The 18,735-nt window shown below is 31.0% G+C and carries 19 protein-coding genes; 13 read left to right on the top strand and 6 right to left on the bottom strand.

Annotated features, from left to right (window positions below; genetic code table 11):
* The first annotated feature begins 118 nt into the window (after positions 1-118).
* The 4 genes from BA195_RS05510 to BA195_RS05495 all read left to right on the top strand — a co-directional run bounded on the left by BA195_RS05510 (position 119) and on the right by BA195_RS05495 (position 6,385).
* The gene (locus tag BA195_RS05510; RefSeq protein ID WP_068703234.1) at positions 119-1,978 is read left to right on the top strand and encodes a M61 family metallopeptidase; all 1,860 of its coding nucleotides are present in this window, start codon (positions 119-121) and stop codon (positions 1,976-1,978) included.
* Positions 1,979-2,055: 77 nt separating this feature from the next.
* Positions 2,056-3,984, top strand: coding sequence for a CocE/NonD family hydrolase (locus BA195_RS05505; RefSeq protein WP_068703232.1), 1,929 nt, complete (start codon positions 2,056-2,058; stop codon positions 3,982-3,984).
* A 2-nt stretch (positions 3,985-3,986) separates the two neighbouring features.
* Positions 3,987-5,435 carry a flavin-containing monooxygenase gene (locus BA195_RS05500; protein WP_068703230.1) on the top strand — a complete coding sequence of 483 codons (1,449 nt, stop codon included), beginning with the start codon at positions 3,987-3,989 and terminating at the stop codon, positions 5,433-5,435.
* A gap of 170 nt (positions 5,436-5,605) precedes the next feature.
* Positions 5,606-6,385: a hypothetical protein gene (locus BA195_RS05495; protein ID WP_068703228.1), complete on the top strand. Its 780-nt coding sequence runs from the start codon at positions 5,606-5,608 to the stop codon at positions 6,383-6,385.
* A gap of 14 nt (positions 6,386-6,399) precedes the next feature.
* On the opposite strand, the gene aat is transcribed toward BA195_RS05495, so the two are convergent.
* On the bottom strand, positions 6,400-7,023 hold the full coding sequence (gene aat / locus BA195_RS05490; protein ID WP_068703226.1) for a leucyl/phenylalanyl-tRNA--protein transferase: 624 nt from the start codon (positions 7,021-7,023) through the stop codon (positions 6,400-6,402).
* A 138-nt stretch (positions 7,024-7,161) separates the two neighbouring features.
* Between aat and BA195_RS05485 the strand changes: the two genes are divergently transcribed.
* The 3 genes from BA195_RS05485 (at position 7,162) to BA195_RS05475 (ending at position 9,685) form a co-directional block, all read left to right on the top strand.
* On the top strand, positions 7,162-8,718 hold the full coding sequence (locus tag BA195_RS05485; protein WP_068703223.1) for an NAD(P)/FAD-dependent oxidoreductase: 1,557 nt from the start codon (positions 7,162-7,164) through the stop codon (positions 8,716-8,718).
* A gap of 79 nt (positions 8,719-8,797) precedes the next feature.
* Positions 8,798-9,427, top strand: a complete 630-nt coding sequence (locus BA195_RS05480; protein ID WP_068703221.1) for a YqaA family protein — start codon at positions 8,798-8,800, stop codon at positions 9,425-9,427.
* 21 nt (positions 9,428-9,448) lie between these two features.
* A complete protein-coding gene (locus tag BA195_RS05475; protein ID WP_068703219.1) occupies positions 9,449-9,685 on the top strand; it encodes a DUF1456 family protein in 237 nt (78 codons plus the stop codon).
* 194 nt (positions 9,686-9,879) lie between these two features.
* On the opposite strand, the gene BA195_RS05470 is transcribed toward BA195_RS05475, so the two are convergent.
* Both BA195_RS05470 and BA195_RS05465 read right to left on the bottom strand, forming a co-directional pair.
* Complete coding sequence (locus BA195_RS05470) at positions 9,880-10,242, bottom strand: DUF3127 domain-containing protein (RefSeq protein ID WP_068703218.1); 363 nt, start codon at positions 10,240-10,242, stop codon at positions 9,880-9,882.
* An 8-nt stretch (positions 10,243-10,250) separates the two neighbouring features.
* A complete protein-coding gene (locus BA195_RS05465) occupies positions 10,251-11,111 on the bottom strand; it encodes a flavin reductase family protein (RefSeq protein WP_068703216.1) in 861 nt (286 codons plus the stop codon).
* 74 nt (positions 11,112-11,185) lie between these two features.
* Between BA195_RS05465 and BA195_RS05460 the strand changes: the two genes are divergently transcribed.
* Positions 11,186-12,334 (top strand): sensor histidine kinase, encoded by a 1,149-nt coding sequence (locus BA195_RS05460; protein WP_068703214.1) that lies wholly within the window; start codon positions 11,186-11,188, stop codon positions 12,332-12,334.
* Between the two features lie 64 nt (positions 12,335-12,398).
* Here BA195_RS05460 and BA195_RS05455 read toward each other — a convergent pair whose 3' ends face one another.
* From BA195_RS05455 to greA, 3 genes are all read right to left on the bottom strand, one after another.
* Entirely contained in the window at positions 12,399-12,590 is a 192-nt protein-coding gene (locus BA195_RS05455; RefSeq protein ID WP_068703211.1) for a hypothetical protein, read from the bottom strand.
* Between the two features lie 4 nt (positions 12,591-12,594).
* On the bottom strand, positions 12,595-12,987 hold the full coding sequence (locus BA195_RS05450) for an HIT family protein (protein ID WP_068703210.1): 393 nt from the start codon (positions 12,985-12,987) through the stop codon (positions 12,595-12,597).
* A 227-nt stretch (positions 12,988-13,214) separates the two neighbouring features.
* Entirely contained in the window at positions 13,215-13,688 is a 474-nt protein-coding gene (gene greA, locus BA195_RS05445) for a transcription elongation factor GreA (RefSeq protein WP_068703209.1), read from the bottom strand.
* A gap of 223 nt (positions 13,689-13,911) precedes the next feature.
* Here greA and BA195_RS05440 point away from each other — a divergent pair, with 223 nt between their 5' ends.
* The 5 genes from BA195_RS05440 to BA195_RS05420 all read left to right on the top strand — a co-directional run bounded on the left by BA195_RS05440 (position 13,912) and on the right by BA195_RS05420 (position 18,595).
* Entirely contained in the window at positions 13,912-14,238 is a 327-nt protein-coding gene (locus BA195_RS05440; protein WP_141677651.1) for a Rieske (2Fe-2S) protein, read from the top strand.
* A 64-nt stretch (positions 14,239-14,302) separates the two neighbouring features.
* Positions 14,303-15,460, top strand: coding sequence for a 5-(carboxyamino)imidazole ribonucleotide synthase (locus BA195_RS05435; protein ID WP_068703206.1), 1,158 nt, complete (start codon positions 14,303-14,305; stop codon positions 15,458-15,460).
* Positions 15,461-15,550: 90 nt separating this feature from the next.
* On the top strand, positions 15,551-16,030 hold the full coding sequence (gene purE / locus BA195_RS05430) for a 5-(carboxyamino)imidazole ribonucleotide mutase (RefSeq protein ID WP_068703203.1): 480 nt from the start codon (positions 15,551-15,553) through the stop codon (positions 16,028-16,030).
* A 58-nt stretch (positions 16,031-16,088) separates the two neighbouring features.
* The gene (locus tag BA195_RS05425; RefSeq protein ID WP_068703201.1) at positions 16,089-18,104 is read left to right on the top strand and encodes a M3 family metallopeptidase; all 2,016 of its coding nucleotides are present in this window, start codon (positions 16,089-16,091) and stop codon (positions 18,102-18,104) included.
* 155 nt (positions 18,105-18,259) lie between these two features.
* Positions 18,260-18,595: a hypothetical protein gene (locus tag BA195_RS05420; RefSeq protein ID WP_068703199.1), complete on the top strand. Its 336-nt coding sequence runs from the start codon at positions 18,260-18,262 to the stop codon at positions 18,593-18,595.
* Positions 18,596-18,735: the final 140 nt, after the last annotated feature.

The following is an 18,735-nucleotide window of genomic DNA, read 5'->3' as shown; positions in this document are numbered from 1 at the left end:
TTGCAAAGGTACAACGTTTTAGTTGAAATTACCTATCATAAAAAGGTGTTAAATAAATGAATAATAATGTAACATTTCTATAGAAATTAATACTTATGCAGTAGATAAAATACGAATCATGAAAAAAATTATACTAGGAACTGCTTTTATAGCCTTACTAGCAAGCTGTTCTACTTACAAAACAGTTCAAAACAACACGCAAACCGTGGCTGTTGCAATCGACTTAAATACTGTTGTTGATGATAAAATAATGGTTGAGATAAATCCGCAGAAAATTAAAGAAAAAACTCTTATTTATAACATTCCTGCAATTGTACCCGGAACCTATGCAATGAGTAACTACGGTAAATTTGTTGCAGACTTTAAAGCTTTTGACTACGACGGAAAAGAATTAGTTACTACAAAATTAAGCGAAAATTCTTGGCAAATAAACAATGCGAAGAACATGGATAAAATTTCTTACTGGGTTGAGGATACTTTCGATTCTGAAAAAGAGCACAAAATTTATGTAATGGCAGGTACTAATATTGAAGAGGGTAAAAACTTTTTATTAAACCTACCTGGGTTTATTGGTTACTTTAATAATAAAAAAGAATTGCCTTATGAAATTACCGTAACGCACCCAACAAACCTATACGAAACCTCATCTTTAATCAATAAAAACACGACTAAAACAGATAATAGTAAAGATGTGTTTTTAGCACCTAGGTATGATGAAATTTCTGACAATCCGATTATGTACGCGCCGTTAAACAACGTTAATTTTACAGTAAACGGAATTGATGTTAATTTAGCAGTATACTCTCCTAACAACAAGCATAAAGCGACAGATTTAGAAGAAGCTTTAAAAACAATGATGACTGCCCAAACAAACTTTTTAAAAGGCTTTGAAACTACAAATGAATACAATGTTTTAGTATATTTATTTGACCCTGAAGTTTATAAATTTCAAGGATATGGAGCTTTAGAACACCGTTCATCAACTACAGTTGTTTATCCAGAAACAATGGGCAAAAAACAATTTGCTAGTAATATGATTAACGGAACGGTATCTCATGAATTTTTTCATATCGTTTCGCCATTATCTGTGCATTCTGAAGAAATTCACACATTCGATTTTAACAAAGCCAACATGTCTGAGCATTTATGGATGTATGAAGGGATGACGGAATATTTTGCCAATCTTTTTCAAGTAAATCAAGGTTTAATTTCTGAAGAAGAATTTATTAATGAAATGAACGTAAAAATAGGTTCTTCAATGCGTTATAACGATGCTATGTCTTTTACCAAAATGAGTAAAAACATCTTAGAACCTGAATATGCTAAAAACTACGGAAATGTATATCAAAAAGGTGCTTTAATTGGAATGGTTTTAGATATTATTTTAAGAGAAGAAAGCAACGGTACATACGGTGTAAGAAACATGATGTTAGATTTATCTAAAAAGTACGGAAAAAACAATGCTTTTAAAGATGAAAAAATTATTGATGAAATTGTAAAGATGACTTACCCTTCCGTTGGCGAGTTCTTTAAGAACCATGTACAAGGAGCAACACCTATAAATTACGAAACATACTTTAAAAAAGTAGGTGTTAAAAAAGAAACAAAAACCGAAAACGCTACTTATTTTATCGACTCAAAAGGACAACCTTTTATTTCTGTTAACGAGGCTCAAAAAGTTTTTTTTACTAAGAGAACAAATTCTGCTTTAGTTACCTTTGGAATTGAAGCTAATGATGTGTTAGAAGCTGTAAATGGCGAAAAAATATCTTTAGCAAATATTCGTCCTGTCATAGGAAAAACTATGCTGTGGAAAGCTGGAGATATAATAACCATGGAAGTTACTAGAAACGGAAAATTAATTACACTAAAAGGAAATTATGTACAACCAACCAGTGAAAGTACTGGCTTGTTAATTGAAAATCTTCCTGCCAATAACGCTAAAGTAATTTTAAGGAAAGCTTGGTTAAAAAACTAAGTATTCATTTTATAAAACTAAAAGGCAACCAAATTGGTTGCCTTTTTTTATATTTACTTTCCAAACATTTAAAATATATGAAATCACTTTTTAAACCACTACTAATCATTATATTAATAATTAGCAGTTGTACCCAAAAAACAACAGACAAAAATGCCGATGTAAAGAAAAAAGACACCTACGTAAAAGATAATTTCACTAAAAAAGAAGTGACAATTACCATGCGTGATGGCGTAAAATTACATACCACAATTTACGCACCAAAAGACACTTCAAAAACATATCCTATTTTAATGCAACGTACTCCTTATAGTTCTAGACCTTATGGAGATGGTAAATTTAAAACCAAAATTGGTCCGAATAGCATTTTAATGAAAGAAGGAAATATTGTGGTGTATCAAGATGTTCGTGGTCGTTGGATGAGCGAAGGTGTATACGACAATATGCGTGCTTACATCCCTAACAAAACAGCAAAGCAAGCCGATGAAACAACCGATACATATGATACCATTGATTGGTTAATAAAAAATGTTGCCAACAATAATGGAAAAGTTGGTACATGGGGAATTTCATACCCTGGGCATTATGCAACTGTTTCTACAATTGATGCGCATCCTGCTTTAAAAGCAGCCTCACCACAAGCTTGTATTGGTGATTTTTTCTTTGATGATTTTCACCATAACGGTGCATTTTTATTAAGTTATTTCAGAGCAATTTCGTTATTCGGAACCTATAAAGATCAACCTACAGATTCTGCTTGGTATTCGTTTCCTAAAATGGATACGCAAGATCAATATCAATTTTTCTTAGACAAAGGACCATTAAAAAACCTCAACGAATATTTTCAATATGATAAATTAGATGTTGCATCAACTAAAAAGAAAGATCAAATTGATGATTTTTTCTGGAAAGAAATTGTTGAGCATCCAAATTATGATGAAACTTGGCAAAGTAAAGGAATTATTCAACATTTAGATAAAGTTCCATCTACCGTAGCAACGATGATTGTTGGTGGTTTGTTTGATGCTGAAGATTTATATGGTCCTTTAGAAACTTATAAAAATATAGAAAAAAATCAGCCTAATAATTACAATACATTAGTATTTGGCCCCTGGGATCATGGAGGATGGGCAAGAAATAAAGTAGCCAACAAAGTGGGTAACTATTATTTTGGAGATTCAATCTCATTAAAATTTCAAAAAGAAATTGAAACTAAATTTTTTAATCATTTCTTAAAAGGTGACGGGTCTAAAAATAGTGGATTACCAGAAGCGTACGTTTTTGATAGCGGTAAAAAAGAATGGAAATCATACGATGTATGGCCACCAAAAAATGCAGAAAAACAATCATTTTATTTATCAGAAAATCAAGAATTAACAACTACAAAGAAAGATAATTCTAAAGTTGATTTCATCAGTGATATTAAACGTCCTGTTCCGTATTCTGAAGACATTAAAACCGTATTCACGCCAAGAAAATACATGACCGATGATCAGCGTTTTGCTGCTCGTAGACCTGATGTATTGGTTTACGAAACTGATGTTTTAACAGATAATTTTACGTTAGCTGGTGATATTTTAGCTAAATTAAAAGTAGCAACAACTGGTTCTGCTGCCGATTGGATTGTAAAAGTTATTGATGTGCATCCTTCTGATTTAAAAAATGATAATAAAGAAATGCAATCGCATTTAAAACTAAGTAACTATCATTTAATGGTTCGTAGCGAAGTTTTACGTGGCCGTTTTAGAAATAGTTTTTCGAATCCAGAACCGTTTACACCTAACAAAAAAACAGACGTAAATATTAAACTACAAGATGTATTTCACACATTTAAAAAAGGGCATAAATTACAAATTCAAGTGCAAAGTACCTGGTTTCCTTTAATTGATTTAAACCCGCAGACTTACGTAGATAACATTTATAAAGCTGACGAAAAAGATTTTAAAACACAAACACATTCGGTTTTTACAGATTCTAGTATAGAATTCACAGTGTTAAAAAACTAAGTATGAATCAAAATTATACCGATGTAATAATTGTTGGCGCTGGATTATCTGGAATTGGCGCAGCTTGTCATTTATCAAGAAAAAATGCAAATAAAAGTTATCGTATTTTAGAAATGCGTGGAGAATTAGGCGGAACATGGTCGTTATTTAAATATCCTGGAATTCGTTCAGACTCTGATATGTATACCTTCGGATATTCTTTTAAAACATGGGATGCTTCTAAATCTTTTGCAGATGCTCCTTCTATTTTAGCATATCTAAACGAAGCTGTTGATGAATATAAAGTCCGCGATAAAATAAGCTATAACGAAAAAGTTACATCGGTTAATTTTGATACAAAATCTGCTCTTTGGACAGTTACCTCTGAGCATCAAAAAACAAAAGAAACACATCAATATACTTCAAGATTTTTGTTTTCTTGTAGCGGATATTACAATTACAAACAAGGATATACACCAAAATTTGATGGAGTTACTAATTTTAAAGGCACTGTAATTCATCCGCAAAAATGGCCTGAAAATTTAGACTATACTGGTAAAAAAGTTATCGTTATTGGTAGTGGCGCAACAGCAGTTACATTATTGCCAGCCATGGCAGATAAAACCGAACATATTACGATGGTACAGCGTTCGCCAACCTATATTGGTGCACTACCAAACAAAGATAAAGTTGCCAACGGAATTAAAAAAATACTACCTAAAAAGATAGCGCATAAAGTAGTTCGACTTAAAAACATTTTATTTTCAATTCTATTTTATAACGTTTCGCAAAGGTTTCCGAATTTTATGAGAAACTTTATTATTAAAGGAGCAAAAAAACAACTGAATGGCTTTCCGGTTGAACCGCATTTTACACCAAGTTACAATCCTTGGGATCAACGTTTTTGTGTAGCGCCTGATGGCGATTTATTTAAAGTTATCAGAAACAAAAAAGCAACTATTGTAACCGATCATATTGATTGTTTTACCGAAAACGGATTGCGTTTAAAATCAGGAAAAGAACTTGAAGCTGATATTATTGTTACCGCAACTGGATTAGAATTGGTTGCTTTTGGTGATGCTAAAGTAAGTATTAACAACACCGCTTTTAATCCTGCTGAAAAGTTAACTTACAAAGGTTTGATGTTAAACGATCTTCCTAATTTCATTTTTTTTGTAGGATATACCAATGCTTCTTGGACATTAAAAAGTGATTTAACTAGCGAATATGCAAGTAGAGTTATTTCGTACATGGATAAAAAAGGATTCAACACCATTGTTCCGAAAGTAGAAAATGAAAATATAGAAACTGTTCCGTTAATTAATTTAAACTCAGGATATATCCATCGTTCTACCGCAAACTTACCAAAACAAGGAAATAAGTTTCCGTGGAAATTATATCAAAACTGGATTTACGATTATTTTACATTACGTGTAAAATCGATTAAAGATGATACTTTAAAGTTCAATTAATAGCTATTTTAAAATTGGCTTAAATATTTTTTTCTATACCTCGTAATTAAAATTGCGAGGTTTTTGATTACTAAGTCAGTTTTATTTACGCTTTAAAATTATTAACTTCGTTAACTAATTATATCTCTTAAAAAAAGGGTATTTAAATTACGTATTCCAACATTGAAATTATGTCAAAATGCAAATTATGCTTAATAAAAATTGCTGACAAAAAAAACTCTCATATTATCCCCAAATTTATGGGTAAAAGATTGTTCGAATCTACAAGCCCCAGACATGGTGTTAAAATAGATGGTAATGGTAACTTGAAAAAAATACAAGACTCGCCCAAAGAAGATTACATTTTTTGCTCAAGCTGTGAAGAAAGATTTGCTAAACTTGAACATTATTTTTCGTTAAAACTGAAGAGTATACATAATTATCTTAATGAAAAAGATAAATTTAAAATTCATACAATTCAAAACAATATTATTCTAGAATGTTATAAAATTCCATTTAATGCAATAAAATTATTTAATTATTCTTTAGTATGGAGGGCTAGTATTTCTAATATGCATGAATTTTCAAGCTTTAAACTTAATGAATTTAATGAGGAAATTTTAAGAACTTTCTTAAATTCTAACTTAACACTATCATATAATCAGTTAACTGAAACATTAAAAAATATTCAGAATAAAACGAGTTTTGACTCATATTTCTTCAAATGTACTGTAAAGAATAAATATTCAAGAGGTATTTTTGCAGCTTATGAATTTTCGAAGTACTCCTTTGGTCTCTTTCTAGTAGATATAATAATCTTTTTTTACACTGATAAATCAAAAATTCCAAATGAATTTAAAATAATTTCAAACATCCAAACAGAGAATGCATTAATAGCTATGACTGATATTCCTAATTGGAAAAAATTAAACGCAGAACCATTGAAAAGCATAAATAATAATCATAATTAATCCTATATAATGTCCTATAACATCTTTAAAAAATCATTTCTATCAATTTCACGAGCACCTAAACTTTCTAGGTGTTCATTATGTACTTGGCAATCTATGAGTTTGTAATCGCATTTTTTGGCTAAATGTATAAAAGCAACTTTACTCATATTACTAGCTTTGCTAAACATACTTTCGCCGCAAAAAATACCATTTCCAACATCAACTCCATACAAACCAGCAACGAGTTTGTCATCAATCCAAACCTCAATAGATTTTGCGATTCCTTTATCGTGCAAATTAATATAAGCATCTTCCATATCGTCCGTAATCCAAGTTCCTAGTTGGTCGAATCTATCAATATGGCGGCAATTAAAAATAACATCTTTAAATGCTTTGTTTTCGGTAATTTTAAAACCTCCTTTTCGTAAAACCTGACGCATTGACTTTGAAATTTTTACTTCCTGCGGAAATAAAACCATACGTTCTGGTGGCGAATACCAAACAATTGGTTCACCTTCATTAAACCATGGGAAAATTCCGTTTTTATACGCATGTATTAACCGCTTAGCAGATAAATCTCCACCAAATGCCAAAACACCATCTTCATTTGCGAATTCGTAGGGCGGAAATACTATTTCTTCAGGTAACCAAATCATATAAAAACTATAATAAATGCTACAAATATACTGCAGTTTTTATCATAACTAATGATAAAAAAACTTCGTTCATTTCATTTTTTTATAATTCTTATTGAAATAAAAACGAATCCATACAAATTTCCATAATTTTGCAGTATGGTAAAAGAACTGCAACTTCGCGTTAATTTAATAGAAGAAAAAAAAGAGGATATCTTAAAAAAGAAAGCTTCTAGAAAATTAAACATCAATGTTTCTGAAATAAACAGTGTAAAAATATTACGTAAATCTATCGATGCGCGTAAAAAAGAAGTTATTTTCAACTACAAAGTTGCAGTCTATGTAAACGAACCTCAACCAACTACACCTGATTATATTTTTGATTATAAAGATGTATCAAAAGCAAAAGAAATCCATATTATTGGTTTTGGGCCTGCGGGAATGTATGCCGCATTGCGTTGTATTGAACTTGGTTACAAACCGATTGTTTTAGAACGTGGTAAAAATGTTCAAGATCGTCGTAGAGATTTACGAGCTATTAATCAAGAGCATTTTGTTAATGAAGATTCTAATTACTGTTTTGGTGAAGGTGGTGCCGGAACGTATTCTGACGGAAAGCTATACACTCGTAGTTTAAAACGTGGTGATGTTCGCCGTATTTTCGAAAACCTAGTTTATCATGGTGCAACTGAAGAAATTTTAATTGATGCACATCCACATATCGGAACTAATAAATTGCCGAAAATTATTAAAAATATTCGTGAGAATATTATAAAATATGGTGGTGAAGTTCATTTTGACACACGTGTTACCGATTTTGTTATAAAAAACAACAAGCTACAAGCGATTCTGTTACAAAACGGGAATGAAATGGTTGTAAACTCGGTAATTTTAGCAACAGGGCATTCAGCACGAGATATTTACGAATTACTACACAAGAAAGATGTTTTATTAAAAGCAAAATCGTTTGCAATGGGAGTTCGTGTAGAGCATCCTCAAGAAATTATTGACCAAATTCAGTACAGCTGTACAGGACAAAGAGATGAATTATTACCTGCCGCTGCATATAGTTTGGTACATCAAGTAAATAACCGTGGCGTATATTCTTTTTGTATGTGTCCTGGCGGATTTATAGTACCTGCTGCCACAGCAAATGGCGAAGTTGTAGTGAACGGAATGTCGCCTTCTCGTAGAAATAATAAGTTTGCGAACTCGGGTATTGTTGTTGAATTAAATATTGATAAAGATTTTAAGAAATACGAACATTTTGGACCTTTAAAAGGGTTAGAATTTCAGAAAGATTTAGAAAAATTAGCTTTTAATGCAGGCGGTAAAAGTCAAGTTGCCCCTGCGCAACGTTTAACTGATTTTGTTGAAGGGAGGTTATCTTCTACATTAAATGAAACTTCGTATCAACCAGGGTTAAAATCTTCTCCGCTACATTCATTACTTCCAAAAATAATTGGAGGTAGGCTACGTAAAGGTTTTGACGCTTTTGGTAAAAAAATGCATGGTTATTATACTGCTGAAGCGAATATTATAGGGGTAGAATCTCGTACCTCATCACCAGTAAATATTCCTAGAAAAGACAACCTAGAACACCCACAAATTGAAGGTTTATTTCCTTGCGGAGAAGGTGGTGGTTATGCTGGCGGAATTATTTCAGCAGCTATGGACGGTGAACGTTGTGCCGAAGCTGCAATTACGAATTTATAATTAACAATTTTTTGTTAGAATATTTTCTAATTACCTCGTATTTTTGCTACCTCTAAAATATGCTTAGAGTAACAAGGAAATGAAAGTTAAAAAAAGAAGAAATAAAAAGAATGTAAAACCGCACGTTAAACGTTTACATAACTACTACCAACGTACTGGTTTTTACATGTTTATTTGGGAAAGTTTAAAAAAAGCTTTTTGGCCAATAGTGGGAGCTATTGTAGGTTTATTTATTTTTAATAAATACGTTTATAATATTAACGATGGCTTACAGGCAATGACCGAAACTTTTTCTAGACTAGGTGTGTTGACTGTTTTCTTTATTTCTGAAACCATATTAGGGTTAATACCGCCTGAAATTTTTATAGCTTGGTCTAAAAAAACTGCCAACCCTGTTTTAAATTTATCAATTTTAGCTACTTTATCGTATTTAGGTGGCTTAACTGCTTATTTTATTGGTAGAGCTTCTTTAAAAATTGACTCTGTTAAAAATTATTTAGAAGTAAAAATGGCTAAAAACCTTAAAAACACCAGTAAATGGGGTGGTTTTTTAATTTTAGTTGGTGCTTTATTGCCATTACCCTTTGCTATTAGCTGTTTAACAGCTGGTATGATAAAATACCCTTTTAAAAATGTAGTATTGGTTGGTTCTTTTCGTTTTATACGTTTTGCAATTTATGCTTGGGCTATCTTTTCGGTAGTAAACTAAAACATTAATATTAAAAAAATTATGGGATTAAACAATAACGATATTTTTAAAAAATTAAGGGTAGCACACAAATTAAGAGATACTGATATTATTGACATTTGTGCTTTGGTTGATTTTAAAGTTTCAAAAAGCGAATTAGGAGCTATTTTTAGAAAAGAAGATCATCCTAAATACATGGAGTGTGGTGATCAGTTTTTACGTAATTTTTTAAATGGATTAATTATTCATTTACGAGGACCAATGCCTCCTAAAAAATAATCTTTACTATTAAGAGTTTTACCTATACTTTATAAATATGTTTAGCCCAGATTGAAGTATTTGTTTGAGCTCTTTTTTGAGGAACGAAAAAAAAGCGAGTACTGAAAGCTGGAAATAGCTTCAAAAAACAAAAAAAAAAGAACTAAATAATTTTAGTTCTCTTTTTTTATTTTTATTCTAAAAACTTTGTTTTATTAGAATGGTAAATCATCTGGTTCGTTTGCAGATAAATCTGGAGCTGGTTGAAATTGATCAACTGGCGGAGTGTTTTGAGCTGCTTGTGATAAGTTTTCAATTCTCCATCCTTGAACAGAGTTAAAATATTTTGCAACACCTTCTGGGTTAATCCACTCTCTACCTCTTAAATTAATAGACACTTTTACATCCTGACCAACTGCATAGTTATTTAAAACATCACATTTATCTTGCACAAATTCGATCATAATCATTTGTGGATATTGCTCATCGGTAGTTACAACCATTTCACGTTTTCTAAATCCGCTAGCACCAAATGTTTGTGTTTCGTTTATTAATTTAATCTTCCCTATTACTTCCATATTCTTAACTATTTAATTAAAAGCACTTTCCAAGCACTTTCGACATCATTACTCTTTAAGTATTCTTGTGCAAATGTATGTTTTTTTTCAGTTGAAAGCGAAACATATTTTGGGTGTTCTTTTGCAAAGTTATTAACAGCGTCTTCACTTGGCAGCTGCTCTACATTACCTAACATTCCTAAATTATTACCTGTTAAAACAGGGCTATTTCTAATTTCAGTCGGAATTTGATCTACTCCAATACCTAAAGTTGAAATTGGTTTTGGTATCTCAAAAAAACCATCTCTTGCTCTTGAATAATAACTTCCACCTGCCCTAGCTACTAAATCTATTTTGTGCTGATCAATACTGCCATCTTCTGCCAAAACATTTTCGTTAATATGTAATTTTACTACTTCGCAAACTATTAAGTTTCCTGCACCTCCTTCGGTTCCTGTATAAATAATATCAGTTACTTTACATTCAAATTGCACAGGTGATTCTGCTACTCTAAAAGGCGCTACTTTATCAGAAGCTAACATTGTAAAACCTGCTTTTTCAAACTCATTAACTCCTTTCGGGTACATGGTACTGCTTAACGACATTTGTTGTACAATGTCATAATTTACTACATTAATAACCACTTCTTTAGTTTCTTCTGCATTATCTAACGTATGTTTTGTTTTATTACCACGTACACTTCGTGCAGGTGAGAAGATTAACATGGGCGGATTGGCTCCAAAAACATTAAAAAAACTAAATGGCGATAAATTCGGATTTCCATCCTTATCAATAGTACTTGCAAAAGCAATGGGTCTTGGCGCTATGGCACCTAATAAATAACCGTGTAATTTTGGTACTGGTAATTCTTTAGGATCTAGTGATAACATATTTTATTTTTTATGGTAAAGATACTACGCTTTTACAAATTAAGTTATTGTATGGAATAGTTTATATTTGACTAATGACTTTTTTTAAAAATACTTATTGGATAAAGCGAATTACCGTTTTTGTTTCACTATTAATTGTTCCTTTTATTTTATGGAATACTTATGTTTTTTTTCAAAAATTTAAAGAAGAAGAAAGAGGTAAAATTAAAATTTTTGCGGCTGCTTTTAAAGAACTCGCCTCTAATCCAGATTTAAATGAAAACACCAACTTAATTAATAAGGTGTATGAAACTATTGAAAACATTCCTACAATTCTTGTAAATGAAGATGAAACTATTAATTTACATAGAAATTTAGACAGTATTAAGTCTAAAAACCCTAAATACCTTCAAGAACAATTAGCTATAATGAAAGGGCAAAATGAGCCTATTATTATTGAATATTTTGGAATCACCCAACATCTTTATTACCGAAACTCTGATTTATTATACAAGCTTAAATATTATCCACTCGCTTTATTACTAATTTTAGGGCTCTTTGTTACCATTGTATATATGGTGTATAAATCGAGTAAAGTTGCGGAACAGAACAAACTTTGGACAGGTATGGCCAAAGAAACTGCACATCAAATAGGTACGCCGTTATCATCTTTATTAGGTTGGATTGCTATTTTAAGAACCGAAAATGTAAATGAAGATTATATTGTTGAAATTGAAAAGGATGTTGATCGATTAAGTACCATTGCAAATCGGTTTTCTAAAATTGGCTCGTTACCAAAATTAAAAAGCTACAATATTGTTACTGAAACAGAAACCGCCTTTAATTATTTAAAAACTAGAAGCTCTAAACAAATATTTTTTTCTTTTTCTTCGGATAAAAAAGCTATTACAACCTTATTAAATATTGAATTGTATGGTTGGGTTATTGAAAACTTAATTAAAAATGCCATTGATGCTATGCAAGGGAAAGGGAGCATTTCATTGGTTATTAAAGAAACCACTAGGTTTGTTAAAATTATAGTTACTGATTCTGGTAAAGGAATGGCTAAATCGCAGTTTAAACAAATATTTAAACCTGGATACACAACTAAAAAACGTGGTTGGGGTTTAGGTTTATCACTTTCTAAACGTATTATTGAAGATTATCATAACGGAAAAATACACGTTTTAAAATCTGAAATAAACAAAGGAACTACTTTCGAAATCCTCTTAAAAAAAGTTTAAAGTAACTCCGTCTAACAACGATGTGATTCTGAAATAGATTCAGAATGACACGCTGATGTTTCGTTTATTTTTCTTTGTGATTATGCCTCATTGACCAACCAAAAGCAAAACTTGCTATTGTCCAAATTACTAAACTTATCAATGTTTTTTTTAACGTAATTTCTTCTCCATCAAAATAAGGCCAAACAAAAGTCATTATAACAAACATAAACATCCCCCAACTTAATCCAGCTTTTTGCCACTTTTTTAGCTTCATAATTTTATTTAAAATTAGAAGCTATGTTTTTAGCCAAATCTACAAATTCATCATTGGTTAATTTTACTTTTTCAATAAACTGAATATCTGCCATTGTGTTTAACGGAATTAAATGCACATGCACATGCGGTACTTCTAAACCAATTACACTCATACCTATGCGTTTACAAGGAATTGTTTTTTCAATCGCTTTTGCTACGCGATATGAAAAAGACATTAATCCGTTATACTCTTCTTTTGATAAATCGAAAAGCTTATTTTCTTCTCTTTTAGGCACTACTAAAGTATGTCCTTTTGTATTCGGATTTACATCTAAAAAGGCTATAAAATTTTCATCTTCTGCTACTTTGTATGATGGAATTTCTCCTACTATTATTTTGGTAAAAATACTTGCCATAATTTTTTATTCTTTTAGTAAAACTATAAATATCTATTTTAATTCGAAACTCAATATCAGTACGCCATTCTACATTCATTTGTCAATCTTATATAACAAACAGCAAATCATGATGAGAATCTGAAACGAGTTCAGGTTGATGTATCAAACAATTAAGACTTATCAATCAAAAATAAAAAAAGCGCTGCAAATGCAACGCTTTTATCTATAAATATTTTAAACAAAAATTATCTTGAAATTTCCATAATTTCAAATTTCATAATTCCGTTAGGCACTTTAATTTCTGCTATTTCACCAACCTTTTTTCCTAATAATCCTTTTCCGATAGGCGAATTAACTGATAATTTACCATTTCTAACGTCGGTTTCAGAATCAGCAACTAAAGTATAGGTAAACTCCATACCATTGGTTGTATTTTTTAACTTTACGATAGAATGAATTAACACTTTAGAGGTATCTAACTGACTTTCATCAATAATACGTGCGTTTGCAACTACGTTTTTAAGTTTTGCAATTTTAGTTTCTAATAACGATTGTTCCTCTTTTGCTGCATGATACTCTGCATTTTCACTTAAATCCCCTTTATCTATAGCATCACCAATTTCTTGAGAAACCCTTGGTCTTTCAGTATGCTCTAAGTGTGATAACTCGTCTTTTAATTTTTTTAATCCTTCGGCACTATAATATGATACTTTACTCATAACTTTTAAACTTTAAAAAATCTCACACCGATAGGAATGAGATTGTGTAACAAATGTACAAAATATTTGTAAATTCGTAGCGTTAGTTTAATAACCCTATTTTAAAATAATGAAAAAACTTATAGCTATATTTTGCTTTATAACCACTTTAAGTTGTAGTGATAATACAAATATTAACAACTGCTTTAGAGGGGTTAATATAACTACTATTATTGACTCATCTTTGTCTGAACATAATATTAGCCCTTATAATTTATTAGTCCCTGGTGGGTATTCAATTAGTTTTATTGAAGGTAGAAAAATTTTAATTTCAAATCTTGGAAATAATAATTATCGTGCTTTTGATTTACAGTGTCCATCAAAAGATTGTACATCTCCAATGGATTTTAATGGATTAAAATTAATATGTTCTTGTGGTGGAGAGCAGTATAGCTCTTTATCTGGATGCCTCATTAATGATAAAGGAGAATGCGTTGGTAGTAGTTCTTGTTCAGCTTTAATGTACTTTGTAACTTATCTTGGTAATTCTAAATTAAGAATCTCAATTTAATTGTATAATACTATTATTTAGATTCTTATTTTTGCGATAACAACAACACACTAAAATATTTATCTTGAAAAATTATTTTTCTTCTGATTTTAAATTGGGCGTTCTCGGTGGCGGACAATTAGGTAGAATGTTACTTACCGAAACACAAAAACTAGACATTTACACGGTTATTTTAGATAACAATCCGCAAGCTCCTTGCGCACAAGTTTGCAACGAATTTCATCAAGGAGATTTGTTTGATTTTGATACTGTTTACAATTTTGGTAAAAAAGTAGATGTATTAACTATTGAAATTGAAAATGTAAATATTGATGCTTTAGATAAACTAGAAGCCGAAGGGTTAACAATTTACCCAAAGCCAGCCAATTTACGAGTAATTCAAAACAAGGCACGTCAAAAATTATTTTATAGAGACCAGCAAATTCCTACTGCCGATTTTTCTCATTATGCTTTTTTAGAAGAATTAAAACATTCATACGAAAACAACATTATTGAATTCCCTTTTGTATGGAAAGCTGCGCAATTTGGCTATGATGGTAATGGCGTAAAAGTGGTTCGTAATTATGATGATTTACAATCCTTACCAGAAGGAGAATGTATTGCAGAAAAATTAGTTCCGTTTAAAAATGAATTAGCAGTAATTGTTGCTAGAAATTCTGATGGAGCAATAAAAACCTATCCTGTTGTTGAAATGGAATTTCATCCAGAGGCAAATCAGGTTGAATATGTAATTTGTCCTGCAAGAATTGATACTACTGTAGCAAAAAAAGCTAGAGAAGTTGCTTTAGATGTTGCCAGTAAATTAGATTTTGTTGGATTATTAGCTGTTGAAATGTTTCAAACAGAAGATGATGCTATTTTAGTAAACGAAGTAGCGCCAAGAACACATAACTCTGGACATTATTCAATCGAAGCAAGTTATACTAGTCAGTTTGAACAACATGTTCGTAGTATTTTAAATCTTCCGTTAGGAAATACCGAAAGTAAAGTTGCCGGAATTATGGTAAACCTTGTAGGTGAAGAAGGTTATACAGGCGATGTTGTTTATGAAAACATGCACAAAATTTTAAAAATTGATGGAGTAACACCACATATTTACGGAAAAAAAACAACCAAACCTTTCCGAAAAATGGGGCACGTTACTATTGTTAATACAGACGTAAATGTAGCTCGAAAAATAGCGCAACAAGTAAAAGAAACAATTAGAGTAATAGCTAAATAATTACTCGTCAAGCTGAATTTATTTCAGCTTCTCACCCAAACTCATGAGGTTCTGAAAAAAGTTTAGAACCTCATTTTAAAAACATAAATTATGGTAGGAATTATAATGGGAAGCGATTCAGATCTTCCAATCATGCAAGAAGCAATTGATATTTTAGAAAGTTTTGATATTCAAATAGAAGTTGATATTGTATCTGCGCACAGAACACCAGAAAAACTAGTAGATTATTCTAAAAACGCACACACACGCGGTATAAAAGTTATTATTGCTGGTGCTGGTGGCGCTGCTCATTTGCCAGGAATGGTAGCAAGTATGAGTCCGTTACCAATAATTGGAGTTCCTGTAAAAAGTAGAAACTCTATTGATGGATGGGATTCTGTTTTATCAATTTTACAAATGCCTGGTGGCGTTCCTGTTGCAACTGTTGCGTTAGATGGTGCAAAAAATGCAGGGATTTTAGCAGCTCAAATTATTGGTGCTTCTGATAAATGTGTTTTAGACAAAATTATTGCCTACAAAGAAGGTTTAAAACTTAAAGTTGAAAAAGCTTCGGAACGCGTAAAAAAATAGATTATTATAAATAAACCTCACAGGTTTTAAAAACCTGTGAGGTTTGAAAAAAGAATAAATGAATCCACTTTTACAAGATTTTAATACACCTCCTTTTTCTAAAATTACAAATGCAGACTATAAACCTGCTATTGAAGAAGCAATAAAAATAGCAAAAACAGAAATTGCTGCCATTGTAAATAATAATGATGCTGCTACTTTTGATAATACCACAGTAGCTTTAGATTTTACAGGTGAAAAGCTGAATAAAATAACTTCTATTTTTTTCAATCTAAATTCTGCCGAAACCAATGATGAAATTCAGAAAATAGCACAAGAGGTTTCTCCTTGGCTAAGTGAATTTAGAAATGATATTACGTTAAATGAAGCTTTATTTAAAAGAGTTAAAACTGTTTTTGATGCTAAAGATAATTTAGATTTATCTCCTGAGCAAGAAATGTTGCTAGACAAACAATACAAAAGTTTTGCTAGAAACGGCGCTAATTTAAATGAAACTGACAAAGCAGAATTACGCACAATTGATGCTGAATTATCTAAGCTATCATTAAAATTTGGAGAAAATGTATTGGCTGAAACCAATGCTTTTGAAATGCATTTAACTGATGAAAATGATTTATCAGGTTTACCTGAAAGTGTAAAAGAGGCTGCTAAAGAGGTTGCAAAATCAAAAGAAAAAGAAGGTTGGGTTTTCACTTTAGACTATCCAAGTTACATTCCTTTTATGACCTATGCTGACAATAGAGAATTGCGCAAAAAAATAGCCATTGCAGCTGGTAAAAAAGCATTTCAAGATAATGACTTTAACAACGAAGATGTTGTTTTAAATATTGTAAAACTTCGTCATAAAAGAGCCAATTTACTAGGTTATAAAACACATGCACATTTTGTTTTAGAAGAACGAATGGCAGAAACACCTGAAAAAGTTTTATCTTTTTCAAACGATTTATTAGCCAAAGCAAAACCTGCCGCAAAACGTGAATTTGATAATTTAGCTGCTTACGCTAAAAAATTAGATGGTATAACGCAACTTGAAAAATGGGACGGCGCTTATTATTCAGAAAAATTAAAAAAAGAATTATTTTCTTTAGACCAAGAGTTACTGAAGCCTTATTTTAAATTAGAAAACGTAATTGATGGTGTTTTTGAAATTGCAAATAGATTATTCGACTTACAGTTTGAAGAAATAAACTCGATAGATAAATACCACGAAGATGTAAAAACATACAATGTAACTGATGCAAACGGAAATTTTGTATCACATTTTTATGCTGATTTTCATCCAAGGCCAGGAAAAAGAAATGGTGCATGGATGACGAGTTATAAATCGCAACAAATTAAAAATGGTGTTAATGAGCGCCCGCAAGTATCTATTGTTTGTAACTTTACTAAGCCTACCGAAACAAAACCATCATTATTAACCTTTAACGAGGTTACAACGCTATTTCATGAATTTGGTCACGCATTACACGGAATGCTTGCAAACACAACGTATAATAGTTTATCTGGAACATCTGTTTCTTGGGATTTTGTAGAACTTCCTAGTCAGGTTTTAGAAAACTGGTGTTACGAAAAGGAAGCTTTAGAGTTGTTTGCAAAACATTATGAAACTGGAGAAACGATTCCGATGGAATATGTTGAAAAAATAAAAGAGTCAGCTAGTTTTCATGAAGGTATGCAAACGCTTCGTCAGTTAAGCTTTGGATTATTAGATATGAGTTGGCACTCCCAAAACCCTTCAGAAATAAAATCTGTTAAAGATTTTGAAACCGCTGCGTTTTCTGAAACAAAACTATATCCTGATGTTGCTGAAAATTGTATGAGTACGGCTTTCTCTCATATTTTTCAAGGAGGATATTCTGCCGGATATTATTCTTATAAATGGGCGGAAGTTTTAGATGCTGATGCTTTTGAGTATTTTTTAGAAGAAGGAATCTTTAATAAACAAGTTGCCGATAAATTTAAAAACAATGTTTTATCTAAAGGAGGTACTGAAAAACCGATGGAATTATACAAACGATTCCGCGGAAAAGAACCTAAACCAGATGCACTTTTAAAACGTGCTGGGTTACTATAAAAGCTACAAAAACCTTTCGAAATTTCGAAAGGTTTTTTCTTTAAAAAACACTAAAATAATATTCTTATCATTTTTTTAAACTTTTAACACAATAACCTATTTATAATGATTATTAATAATTTATATTTGCATTTCTTTTCTATAAAAAAAGATAAATGACCATAAAAAACAATAGCATAGCAAGTAGAATCACCGCCATATTTTTGGTGTTGCTTATTATGCTTCCTGCTATTGTTAAAGCTACTCATGAGCATAAAGATGAAAGTCATCATCATTGTAAAGAAAAATTAACACACTTACATGAATCTGTAAATGATCATTGTGATATTTGTTATTTTTCTTTTGCTGCTTTTAACTTAGCTTCAAAAAAGTTTGCACAAACTAAAACTTTTAAAATTAATAAGAACGTAATTGAAAGTTACAATTTAATTGCTACTGTTTCTTACTTTTCATCACTTAAAAGACTAAGAGCTCCTCCTGTGAACTCTTAATTATTTTTATTCTCTTTTTATTTAATACCAACAGCTATTTATTACCTACAAATTAGTGTATAGATGGTTTTGTATTATCTATTTAATTGAATTTAAGTAACTCACTAATTTAATCTGTATTATCCTCAAATATTATAATT

The sequence above is a fragment of the Tenacibaculum soleae genome, assembly GCF_001693415.1.
Lineage (GTDB): Bacteria > Bacteroidota > Bacteroidia > Flavobacteriales > Flavobacteriaceae > Polaribacter > Polaribacter soleae.
This window is presented reverse-complemented; position numbering and strand designations above follow the sequence as displayed.